Annotated in this window: 9 protein-coding genes; 4 read left to right on the top strand and 5 right to left on the bottom strand. The window is 66.5% G+C overall.

Annotated features, from left to right (window positions below):
- Positions 1-19: 19 nt before the first annotated feature.
- The 3 genes from C6P64_RS02290 to argC form a co-directional block, all read right to left on the bottom strand.
- Positions 20-886, bottom strand: a complete 867-nt coding sequence (locus C6P64_RS02290; RefSeq protein WP_105746963.1) for a CorC family transporter — start codon at positions 884-886, stop codon at positions 20-22.
- 64 nt (positions 887-950) lie between these two features.
- Entirely contained in the window at positions 951-1,601 is a 651-nt protein-coding gene (locus tag C6P64_RS02285; protein ID WP_105746962.1) for a GNAT family N-acetyltransferase, read from the bottom strand.
- Positions 1,602-1,696: 95 nt separating this feature from the next.
- Positions 1,697-2,617 carry an N-acetyl-gamma-glutamyl-phosphate reductase gene (gene argC / locus C6P64_RS02280; RefSeq protein WP_105746961.1) on the bottom strand — a complete coding sequence of 307 codons (921 nt, stop codon included), beginning with the start codon at positions 2,615-2,617 and terminating at the stop codon, positions 1,697-1,699.
- Positions 2,618-2,830: 213 nt separating this feature from the next.
- Between argC and sucC the strand changes: the two genes are divergently transcribed.
- From sucC to C6P64_RS18685, 3 genes are all read left to right on the top strand, one after another.
- A complete protein-coding gene (sucC, locus tag C6P64_RS02275) occupies positions 2,831-3,994 on the top strand; it encodes an ADP-forming succinate--CoA ligase subunit beta (protein WP_105746960.1) in 1,164 nt (387 codons plus the stop codon).
- A 106-nt stretch (positions 3,995-4,100) separates the two neighbouring features.
- Positions 4,101-4,994 (top strand): succinate--CoA ligase subunit alpha, encoded by an 894-nt coding sequence (gene sucD, locus C6P64_RS02270; RefSeq protein ID WP_105746959.1) that lies wholly within the window; start codon positions 4,101-4,103, stop codon positions 4,992-4,994.
- A 186-nt stretch (positions 4,995-5,180) separates the two neighbouring features.
- Positions 5,181-6,815 (top strand): methyl-accepting chemotaxis protein, encoded by a 1,635-nt coding sequence (locus tag C6P64_RS18685; protein ID WP_105746958.1) that lies wholly within the window; start codon positions 5,181-5,183, stop codon positions 6,813-6,815.
- A 24-nt stretch (positions 6,816-6,839) separates the two neighbouring features.
- Here the strand turns inward: C6P64_RS18685 and secA are convergent, their stop codons facing one another.
- Complete coding sequence (gene secA, locus C6P64_RS02260) at positions 6,840-9,593, bottom strand: preprotein translocase subunit SecA (RefSeq protein WP_105746957.1); 2,754 nt, start codon at positions 9,591-9,593, stop codon at positions 6,840-6,842.
- 171 nt (positions 9,594-9,764) lie between these two features.
- Between secA and C6P64_RS02255 the strand changes: the two genes are divergently transcribed.
- Positions 9,765-10,067, top strand: coding sequence for a hypothetical protein (locus C6P64_RS02255; RefSeq protein ID WP_105746956.1), 303 nt, complete (start codon positions 9,765-9,767; stop codon positions 10,065-10,067).
- Between the two features lie 14 nt (positions 10,068-10,081).
- Here the strand turns inward: C6P64_RS02255 and C6P64_RS02250 are convergent, their stop codons facing one another.
- On the bottom strand, positions 10,082-10,678 hold the full coding sequence (locus C6P64_RS02250; protein WP_146115848.1) for a hypothetical protein: 597 nt from the start codon (positions 10,676-10,678) through the stop codon (positions 10,082-10,084).
- Positions 10,679-11,622: the final 944 nt, after the last annotated feature.

Below are 11,622 nucleotides of genomic sequence, written 5' to 3'. Positions count from 1 at the left end.
GGCGACAAGGACGAACTGCTCAAGGCTGGTGCGGCAGCCGCGTCACCTTGAACCACTTGACCGCCCCGCCCTTGCTGTGCTGGACCATGAAATCCAGCCCCTCGAGCGCGTGGCGCTCACCGCGGCGCGGCACCCGGCCCATCGCATGCGAGACCAGGCCGCCGATGGTGTCGAAGCCCTCGTCGTCGAGCGTGATGCCGAACGACTCGACCACCCGCTCGACCGGGGTGTCGCCGCTGACGCGCCAGGTGCCGTCGGCCAGCGCGAAGATGTCGCCCTCGTCCTCCTCGACATCGAACTCGTCCTCGATCTCGCCGACGATCTGCTCGAGCACGTCCTCGATCGTGACCAGTCCGGCGACGCGGCCGAACTCGTCGATCACGATCGCGAGGTGGTTGCGGTTGGCGCGGAAATCGCGCAGCAGGTCGTTCAGGCCCTTGCTCTCGGGCACGAAGGTGACCGGGCGCAGCAGCGCGCGCAGATTGAGCTCGGGCGCGCGCTGCAGCTTGAGCAGGTCCTTGGTCAGCAGGATGCCGATGATGTTCTCGCGCTCGCCCTCGTAGACCGGGAAGCGCGAATGCGCGGTCTCGATCACCTGGCGCAGCAGCTCCTCGTAAGGCGACTGGATGTCGAGCGCATCCATGCGCGGCGCCGCCACCATCACGTCGCCGGCCGTCATGTCGGCAATCCGGATCACCCCTTCCAGCATCACGCGCGACTCGGCGTCGATGATGTCGTTGTCCTCGGCCTCGGCCAGGGTCTCGATCAGCTCGTCCTTCGAGTCTGGTCCGGGATGGATGAATTCGGCCAGCTTCTGCAGGAAGCCGCGCTTGTCTTCATGCCGCACGCCACGCTGCGGCGCCGGACTGGGATGGGGATCAGCCACTGTAGGTCGGGGTAGTTGCGAAGCATCTAGGATACCCCAAGCCCTTGACAGCAGGGCGACAGGATCAGGGCTTGGTCTGGTCGCGCGCGTCGCGCACGCCTTCGCGGATCTCGTGCATCAGGTCGATCACGCCGCGCACCTGCTTGACGCCCGCCTTGAGGCGGTAGTCGGTGCGCGCCAGGCCCTCGGCCAGCAGCTCGCCGACCTGGGAGCCGAAATCGGCCGGCGGCAGCTCGAGGCAGGCCTCGCTCTCGGAGCCCTCGCGCACCACCTCGGCGCCAGCCTTGCGCGCGATCCTGAGCATCGCGGCGTTCTCGCTCAGCGCATGGACGATCAGGCGCGACACGCCCTGGTTGCGCGCATGGACCACGCAGCGCTCGAACAGCTGCTGGCCGTAGCCGCGCCCGCGCAGCTCGGGGCTGACGCTGACGCCGAACTCGGCCAGATGCTGCTGGCCCGGCGCGTCCAGATAGGCCAGGTGCGCCAGCGCGACCAGCTGCAGCTCGGCGTCGAAGATGCCGAACAGCTCGTCGCGGCCGAAGTCCAGCTTGGCGACGTAGCGCTGGATCTGCTCGTCGATGGCCGGATAGCCGAAGCGCAGGTAGCGGTCGTGATCGGGCAAGGACAGCAGATGCTGCTCGATCAGCGGCAGTTGCCCGAGGTCCAGGCTGCGGATCAATGCCCGCGACGGGGCAGGATGTTCGGTCTCACTCATGGTGCTGATATTAAGGGTTTACCCTTAGCCCTGGCTTAAGCCGGGCCGCAAGCCCTGGCGCCAGCAATGGCATCGCCGGTGCCGGGGGCCTGGCTTCAGAGCCCGAGCATCAGCTGCAGGTTCTGCACCGCCGCACCGCTGGCGCCCTTGCCCAGGTTGTCCAGCCGCGCCACCAGCACCGCGTGGCCATGGGCATCGCTGCCGAACACGCGCAACTCCAGGTGATTGGTGCCGGCCAGCGCGACCGCGTCGAGCTTGCCGTCCTCGGTCGCCGGCAGCACGTTGACCCAGTGGCTGCCCTCGTAGTGCTTCTCGAGCGCGGCCTGCAGGTCGGCAAGCCTGGGGCGACCCGGCAGCTGGTCGAGGTGCAGCGGCAGCTGGACCAGCATGCCCTGGGCGAAGTTGGCCACCGCCGGCACGAAGATCGGGCGCCGGGTCAGGCCGGTGCAGGCCATGATCTCGGGGATATGCTTGTGGCCCAGGCCGAGCGCATAGAGCTCGAACGGTGCCGCCGTGCCGGCCTCGTAGGCCTCGATCATCGGGCGGCCGCCGCCGGTGTAGCCGCTCACGCTCGGCAGACAGACCGGGTGCTCGGGCGACAGCAGGCCGGCATCGATCAGCGGACGCAGCAGCGCGATCGCGCCGGTCGCGTAGCAACCCGGGTTGGCGACGCGGTCGGCACTGCGCACGGCCTCGGCCTGGCCGGCGCAGAGCTCGGGAAAGCCGTAGACCCAGCCGGGTGCGACGCGGTGCGCGGTCGAGGCATCGATGATGCGCGGCGCCTTGGCGCCCTCGGCCTTGATCGCGTCGATCATCGCGACCGACTCGCGCGCGGCGTCGTCGTGCAGGCACAGGATCACCAGGTCGGCCTGCGCCATCAACTCGCGCTTGGCGGCCGGGTCCTTGCGCCGCTCGGGTGCGATGCTGAGCAAGCCGACCTGCGGCATCTGGGCCAGCCGCTCGCGGATCTGCAAGCCCGTGGTGCCGGCCTCGCCGTCGATGAAAACCTGGTGCATCTGTATTCTCCGTATGAACATGTCAAGGGCTGGTACCGGCCGAGCGACTGATCGGCCATGAGCGCTGTACCGGCTTTCTATGATTACATCATGATACATTCGTGGTTTCTTGCGTCTCGATCGCAGGTATTTAGCCGCCGGTGTTGGACTGGCGTAAGGCAAGATGCCGACACTCTGGACGTGTTAACAGACCGACTCCATTGAGAGCAACTTATGAAAATTCACGAGTACCAAGGCAAGGAAATCCTGCGCCAGTTCGGCGTGCCGGTCCCGCGCGGCATCCCGGCATTCACCGTGCAGGAAGCTGTTGAAGCGGCACAGAAGCTGGGCGGCCCGGTCTGGGTCGTCAAGGCACAGATCCACGCCGGTGGCCGTGGCAAGGGCGGCGGCGTCAAGGTCGCCAAGTCGATCGAGGACGTCCAGCGTCTGGCTGGCGAGATCCTGGGCATGCAGCTCAAGACCCACCAGACCGGTCCGGAAGGCCAGAAGGTGCGTCGCCTCTACATCGAAGACGGCGCCGACATCAAGAACGAACTGTACGTCTCCCTGGTGACCGACCGCGCCACGCAGAAGGTGGCTTTCATCGCGTCGAGCGAAGGCGGCATGGACATCGAGGAAGTGGCTCACTCCTCCCCCGAGAAGATCATCACCGAGTACATCGATCCGCTGACCGGCATCACCGCCGAGCAGTCGAAGAAGATCGCTGCCGCCATCGGCCTGACCGGCGGCTCGGTGGACCAGGCGGTCGACCTGTTCGCCAAGCTGTACAAGTGCTACATGGACACCGATGCGTCGCTGGTTGAGATCAACCCGCTGAACTGCGACTCCAAGGGCAACCTGATCGCACTGGACGCCAAGTTCAACTTCGATGCCAACGCCCTGTTCCGCCACCCCGAGATCGTCGCCTTCCGCGACCTCGACGAGGAAGATCCGGCTGAAGTCGAGGCTTCCAAGTTCGACCTGGCCTACATCAGCCTGGACGGCAACATCGGCTGCCTGGTCAACGGCGCCGGCCTGGCCATGGCCACCATGGACACCATCAAGCTGTTCGGCGGCGAGCCGGCCAACTTCCTCGACGTCGGCGGCGGCGCGACCCCCGAGAAGGTCACCGAAGCCTTCAAGATCATGCTCAAGAACCCCAAGGTCGAGGGCATCCTGGTCAACATCTTCGGCGGCATCATGAAGTGCGACACCATCGCCACCGGCGTCATCACCGCCTGCAAGGCCGTGAACCTGAACGTGCCGCTGGTCGTGCGCATGAAGGGCACCAACGAAGAGCTGGGCAAGAAGATGCTGGCCGAGTCCGGTCTGCCGATCATCGCTGCCGACACCATGGCCGAAGCCGCGACCAAGATCGTCGCAGCCGTATCCAAGTAATTTTGCGGGACAGACCGCAGCCCGCAAAGCGGGCAAGCTCTGTCCCTTCCGAATGACCTTGGGGACAGATCTTCAGCTCTGTCCCCAACAGATCAGGACAAGCACCATGTCTATCTATATCAATAAAGACACCCGGGTCATCACCCAGGGCATCACTGGCAAGACCGGTCAGTTCCACACCGAGAAGTGCATCGAGTACGCGAACGGCAAGAACTGCTTCGTCGCCGGCGTGAACCCGAAGAAGGCCGGCGAGAAGATCCTCGACGTGCCGATCTACGGCACCGTCAAGGAAGCCGCCGCCGAGACCGGCGCGACCGTGTCCGTGATCTACGTGCCGCCGGCAGGCGCTGCCGCCGCGATCTGGGAAGCCGTCGAAGCCGACCTGGACCTGGCGATCTGCATCACCGAAGGCATCCCGGTCAAGGACATGCTCGAAGTGCGCAACCGCATGAAGGCCAAGGAAGCCGCCGGTGGCAAGCGCACCCTGCTGCTGGGCCCCAACTGCCCCGGCCTGATCACCCCGGACGAGATCAAGATCGGCATCATGCCCGGTCACATCCACCGCAAGGGCCGCATCGGCGTCGTCTCGCGCTCCGGCACCCTGACCTATGAAGCCGTCGCCATGCTGACCGAAGTCGGCCTGGGCCAGTCCTCGGCCGTCGGCATCGGTGGCGACCCGATCAACGGTCTCAAGCACATCGACGTGATGAAGGCCTTCAACGACGATCCGGACACCGACGCGGTGATCATGATCGGCGAAATCGGTGGCCCGGACGAAGCCGAAGCCGCCCAGTGGTGCAAGGCCAACATGAAGAAGCCGATCGTCGGCTTCATCGCTGGCGTGACCGCGCCTCCCGGCAAGCGCATGGGCCACGCCGGCGCGCTGATCTCGGGCGGTGCCGACACCGCTGACGCCAAGCTCGCCATCATGGAAGAATGCGGCTTCACCGTCACGCGCAACCCGTCGGAACTCGGCAAGCTGCTCAAGAGCCTGCTGTAATCACCGCTCCGCTGCGGCCAAGCGCCGCAACGGACAAGAAAGGCCGGAAGCCTCCCAACAGGGGCTGCCGGCCTTTTTCCTTGCCAGGGGCTGCCGGGCCGGCAGTCCCTGCTCAGCTTCACTTCCAATTCATGGAATGATTCTTGCATTAATCAGATTCGTTATCTTTTACTGCCAGAAAATTCCATGAGTCTCAGCAATCTGAAAATATCGCTACGGCTCGCCCTGCTGCTGGCCTTGCTGTCCCTGCTGATGGCGGCCGTCGGCATGCTGGGCCTGTCAGGCATGGGACGGACCAAGCAGGGGCTGACTTCGGTCTACCAGGAGCGGGTAGTGCCCTTGCAGCGGCTCAAGCAGGTCGCCGACCTGTATGCGGTCGATGTGGTCGATACCGCCCACAAGGTGCGCGACGGAGCCCTCACTGCGGCCGAAGGCGCGCGCATCATCCAGCAGGCGCGCGAGCAGATCCGGCAGCACTGGGCCGGCTACCTGCGCAGCGACATGATCCCGGAGGAACACCGGCTGGTGCAGCAGTTCGAGCAGCGCCGGAGCGTCGCCGATGCGGCTGTCGCCGCACTCGAAGCCCTGCTTCGAGCCGGCGACCTGGAGGCGATCAGGCAGTTCGCGGCGCGCGAGATGTACCCGGCGCTGGACCCCCTGCAAGGCGTGCTCGGCGCGCTGGTGCAGCTGCAGCTCGACACGGCCAGGGCGGTGTACGAGCAGGCGGAAGCCGTCCATGCCGATACCCGCCTGTGGATCGGCTTCGCCATCGGCAGCTGCGTGCTGCTCTCGCTCGGACTGGGCACGCTGGTGACGCGCAGCATCACGCACCAACTCGGCGCCGAGCCCCACCATGCCGTCGATCTGGCCCAGAACGTGGCCCGGGGCGATCTCAGCATCAGCATCGACCTGCAGGCGGCCGACCCGGACAGCCTGATGGCCCAGCTGCAGCAAATGCAGCAGAGCCTGGCCAGGCTGGTGTCGATCATGCGCCAGGGCTCGGAAAGCGTGGCCACGGCCAGCGCGCAGATTGCGCAGGGCAACCACGACCTGTCGGCCCGGACCGAACAGCAGGCCAGCGCGATACAACAGACCGCTGCCTCGATGGAGCAGCTCACCGCCGCCGTGCGGCACAACGCGGCCCACGCGAGCGCGGCCAGCCAGCTGGCGAACGAGGCATCCGGGGTGGCCCAGCATGGCGGCAAGGTGGTGGGCGATGTGGTCCGCACCATGAGCGAGATCAACGAGAGCTCGCGCCAGATCGCCGACATCATTGGCGTCATCGACGGGATTGCCTTCCAGACCAATATCCTGGCGCTCAATGCCTCGGTGGAAGCGGCCCGGGCCGGCGAGCTGGGGCGTGGCTTTGCCGTCGTGGCGGCGGAGGTGCGCAGCCTGGCGGGCCGCTGCGCCGAGGCCGCGCGCGAAATCAGGCAGCTGATCGGCGCCAGCGTGGCGCGCGTCGAGGCCGGCAGCGCCCTGGTGAACCACGCCGGCACGACCATGACGGAACTGGTCGGCGCGATCCAGCGCGTCAGCGACCTGATGCGCGAGATCAGCGCGGCCAGCCAGCAGCAGAGCCAGGGTGTCGATCAGGTCAACAGCGCGATCACGCAGATGGACCAGGCCACGCAGCAGAATGCCGCGCTGGTCGAGGAGATGACGGCGGCCACCACCAGCCTGGAGTCCCAGGCCGGGGACCTGCTGGATGCCGTCAGCGCATTCAAGCTCGCAGGAGCTGCGGGCCCGATGAGGCCCCCTGCCCCGACCGGCGCCGCAGCCGGCCCGGTGCTGGCGCCGGAAGCCGCCCTGCCAGCCTGAAGCGGGCCGCCGTGCTGGCGGCGCTCAGCTCAGCTTGCCGTGGCAGGCCTTGTACTTGAGGCCGCTGCCACAGGGGCAGGTATCGTTGCGGCCGACGCGCGGCACTTCCTGTTCCGGCCGGCTCAGCAGGCCGGAGTCGGCCAGGGTCTCGGGCTCGCCGCTCTCGGTCGGCGCGGTGTAGGTCACATGGCTGAGCTGCTCGGCCTGACTCTCGAGCTGCTCGGCGGCCTGGCCGACCTGCTCGGGCGACTGGATCTTGACATTCATCAGCAGGCGCGTGACCTCGTTGCGCACGGTGTCGAGCAGCATGCCGAACAGCTGGAAGGCCTCGCGCTTGTATTCCTGCTTGGGCTGCTTCTGCGCATAGCCGCGCAGGTGGATGCCCTGGCGCAGGTAGTCGAGCGCGCTCAGGTGGTCGCGCCAGTTCGAGTCGATATGCTGCAGCAGCACCACGCGCTCGAAGCCGCTCATCTGCTCGCGTCCGACCAGCGCCACCTTGGCCTCGTAGGCCTGGGTCGCCGCCTGCAGCACATGGGCCAGGATCTCGGCATCGCTGATCTCGCTGGCCGCCGACACCAGGCCCGCGAGGTCGAGCGACAGGCCCCAGTCGCTGGCAAGCTGCTGCTGCAGGCCGGCCAGGTCCCATTGCTCCTCGACGCTGTCGGCCGGCACGAAGGCGCGCACCACCTCGGTCATGCAGCCCTCGCGCAGCGAGGCGATCTGCGCGCTCAGGTCCTGCGCATCGATGATGTCGTTGCGCTGCTGGTAGATCACCTTGCGCTGGTCGTTCGACACGTCGTCGTACTCGAGCAGCTGCTTGCGCACGTCGAAGTTGCGGCCCTCGACCTTGCGCTGCGCGCTCTCGATGCTGCGCGTCACGATGCCGGCCTCGATCGCCTCGCCTTCGGGCATCTTGAGCTTGTCCATGATCGCGCGCACCCGGTCGCCGGCGAAGATGCGCATCAGCGAGTCGTCCAGACTCAGGTAGAAGCGGCTCGAACCCGGATCGCCCTGGCGACCGGCACGGCCGCGCAGCTGGTTGTCGATGCGGCGGCTCTCGTGGCGTTCGGTCGCGATGATGCGCAGGCCGCCGAGCTGCTTGACCTGCTCGTGGTCGGCCTTCCACTGCGCGCGCGCGGACTCGATCGCGCGGGCGCGGGCGGCCTCGTCCAGGCTGGCATCGGCCTCGATCGCGGCCAGGATCTTCTCGAGGTTGCCGCCGAGCACGATGTCGGTGCCGCGGCCCGCCATATTGGTCGCGATCGTGATCGCGCCGGGACGGCCGGCCTGCAGGATGATGTCGGCCTCGCGGGCATGCTGCTTGGCGTTGAGCACCTCGTGCGGCAGGCCTTCCTGTTGCAGCAGGGCCGAGATGATCTCGGAGTTCTCGATCGACGAGGTGCCGACCAGCACCGGCTGGCCGCGGCCGTGGCATTCACGGATGTCGGCGATCGCGGCGACATATTTCTCCTGCGTCGTCTTGTAGACGCGGTCGAGCTCGTCCTTGCGCTGGCTCGGGCGGTTCGGCGGAATCACCACCGTCTCGAGGCCGTAGATCTCGTTGAACTCGTAGGCCTCGGTGTCGGCGGTGCCGGTCATGCCCGACAGCTTGCCGTAGAGGCGGAAATAGTTCTGGAAGGTGATCGAGGCCAGGGTCTGGTTCTCGGGCTGGATGCGCACCCGCTCCTTGGCCTCGACCGCCTGGTGCAGGCCGTCGCTCCAGCGCCGGCCCGACATCAGGCGGCCGGTGAACTCGTCGACGATCACGATCTCGCCGTTCTGCACCACGTAATGCTGGTCGCGGTGATACAGGTGCTGGGCCTTGAGCGCGGTCACCAGGTTGTGCATCAGCACGATGTTCGACGGGTCGTACAGCGAGGCGCCCTCGGGCAGCAGGCCGGCCTGGGCCAGGATGCGCTCGGCGTTCTCGTGGCCCTGCTCGGTCAGGTGGATCTGGTGCGACTTCTCGTCGACCGTGAAGTCGCCCGGCTTGATCACGCCCTCGCCGGTGCGCGGATCTTCCTCGCCCTCCTGGCGCACCAGCTGCGGCACCAGCTGGTTGATCGCGAGATAGGTCGCGGTCTGGTCCTCGGCCTGGCCGCTGATGATCAGCGGCGTGCGCGCCTCGTCGATCAGGATCGAATCGACCTCGTCGACGATGGCGTAGCTCAGCTTGCGCTGGACCCGGTCGGCCGCCTCGTAGACCATGTTGTCGCGCAGGTAGTCGAAGCCGTACTCGTTGTTGGTGCCGTAGGTGATGTCGGCGCGGTAGGCGGCCTGCTTGTCCTCGCGCGACATCTGCGGCAGGTTGACCCCGACGCTCAGGCCGAGCCAGTGGTAGAGCTTGCCCATGGTCTGGGCATCGCGCCCGGCCAGGTAGTCGTTGACCGTGACCACATGCACGCCCTGTCCGGTCAGCGCATTCAGGTAGACCGCCAGCGTCGCGGTCAAGGTCTTGCCCTCGCCGGTGCGCATCTCGGCGATCTTGCCGTAGTGCAGCGCCAGGCCGCCGATTAGCTGGACATCGAAATGGCGCATCTTCATGACGCGCTTGCTGGCCTCGCGCACGGTCGCGAAGGCCTCGGGCAGCAGCGCGTCGAGCGCCTCGCCCTGCGCCAGGCGCTGGCGGAACTCGGCCGTCTTGCCCTGCAGCTCGGCATCGCTCAATTGCTCGAACTGCGACTCCAGGCCGTTGATGCGCGCCACCGTCTTGCGGTAGGTTTTGAGCAGGCGGTCATTGCGGCTGCCGAAGATTTTGGTCAGGAACTGGATGGGCATACAAGCATCGCTCCTCGCGGCAGACAGAAGTCCTGGCGAGGGCTGGTTGGGAATCGGGTCCGCCTGGAAACGCACCAGGCTGCGGTCGGATGGTCACCGTGTGCTTGCATTTTAGCGGGGCAATATGGCGCCTGCCCCAGGCGGCGGGCTGCTGCCGGATAATGCCGCCCCATGGCCACTCCATCGCGTCAATTCAGCCTGCAGCAGGCCTTCCAGGCCAACCCGGAACTGGCCAAGGTAGCCGCGCGCATCCGCCAGTCGCAGCAGATGCTGGCCCTGATCCGGCCGCTGATGCAGCCGGGCCTGCGCGCCCAGGTCCAGGCCGGCCCGGTTGACGAGGAATCCTGGTGCCTGCTGGTCGGCAACCCGGCCGTCGGCAGCAAGCTGCGGCAGCTGGCGCCGGCGCTGCTGGCCGCGCTGCGCAGCGGCGGCTTCAACGTGCAGCGGCTGCGCTTCAAGGTCCGGGTGCGCTGACCGCCCGCCCCACCTCAGTCGGCCGGTGCCGCTTCGGCCGGCGCCGGCCGGTGGCGGCGCTGCACGATCCGGGTCGGCATCCGCGCCAGCCGGTCCAGCAGGCGAATCCGGGCCCAGATCGGCCACCAGTCGTAGAGGAAGATCTCCATCGGCCGCCACATCGCCACCCAACCGCCTATCAGCAGGCTCTCGCGCAGGATCTGTGCCGGGCTGCCCAGGGGCAGCCAGTCGCGGCTGAACTCGCCCAGCGCGATCGACAACGACAGGAAGGCCAGCCCGATCAGCAGGCTGATGCGCCCGCGCCGGAACAGCTCGCGCAGCCTGGCCCGGGTCGCGCCGGCGCTGGCCGCGAAATGGCTGCGGATCGCGGCCTCGAGCTGCGCGAGCTCCTGGCCCGGCGCCAGCGGCCGGTCGAGATGGATCACCAGCGCCAGCGACAGCTCGCGCGGCAACTCGCGGGCGCAGGCCACGATGTAGTCATCGGCCTGCGGGTCGAGGTCGCGGGCATGGAAGGGCGAGGGATCGATCGAATAGAACAGCTGCTCGATCTGCTCCACATGCACCTCGATCAAGGCCGGACGCAAGGCAGGATGGACTCGATGCTGGGCCATGGCCCGAGCATAGAACAAGCCAGCACAGCAAGCTGAAGCCTAGCTGAATTTTGTTCATAGATTCAAAATTGTGGCGGGCTCAAGCAAAACTCGATCGGGCCCGGGTCACTAAAGTCCTGTCTCAAGGAGTGTAAAAATGCACCAAAAGACCCCACCAAAGATACCGAAATGCAAAATATGCAGCTCGCCGCTTGAGCGTGTCCAGCGCAGCCCGGTCATGAAGCTGATCCCGGCCTCCAAGCATTACCGCTGCCCGGCCTGCGAGGCTCGCTTCTTCCAATGCCTCGGCATCATGCAACGCTGCTGAGGCCGACCTGTTGCCGGGTGGCCGCCTGAGCGCTGCCGCCTGCCATCGTCCAGTTGCAATTGCCTTGCTGCTGGTGCGTTTCACGGCCCAGGCCGTTCAAGGCTTGTCCGTGAAAAAGCCCTCCAGGCGTAGCAACCTGGAGGGCTTTTCTTATGGAGTGGCGCCTGTCGGATTCGAACTCTCCTATGAGAATTGCCTGAAAATCGGACTTTGTACCGCCTGTTGTACCCCCGTGAAGGCCTCGGTACCCCCATTTTTACGGCACTGCCGGCCGACTTGGGCGGGCCGTACCAGGGAGCAAGCAGATATATCTTGGCGCCCCACTCCCTGTGCTTGATCGGTGGGGGCCTGTCACGTTCCAGCTTCCTGCCGGATGCGGAAGCGCAGGCGCTTCTCGAACGGGCTTAACAGACAGAAACAGAAAACCCGGCGCGAGGCCGGGTCGGGGTTGCCAGCCACGCGCAGACCGTAGCGCCGCCGGCTGTCGGGGTTATTCGTCATCTGGCGGCACTGACCGACTGATCCGCCTTGCTTACCTCTGCTGCGCACTGCAGCAGTCGCCAGTCTTACCAAGGGCCAACGTGGAGGAGATACCTTGGGGCTTCCGGCCTGGGTGCGTTCGCCTGGGATGACGCGA

The sequence above is a fragment of the Malikia granosa genome (genome assembly GCF_002980595.1).
In the GTDB taxonomy this organism is placed as follows: domain Bacteria; phylum Pseudomonadota; class Gammaproteobacteria; order Burkholderiales; family Burkholderiaceae_C; genus Malikia; species Malikia granosa.
The sequence above is the reverse complement of the archived record's forward strand: the minus strand, read 5'-3'. Positions and strand labels throughout refer to the sequence as shown.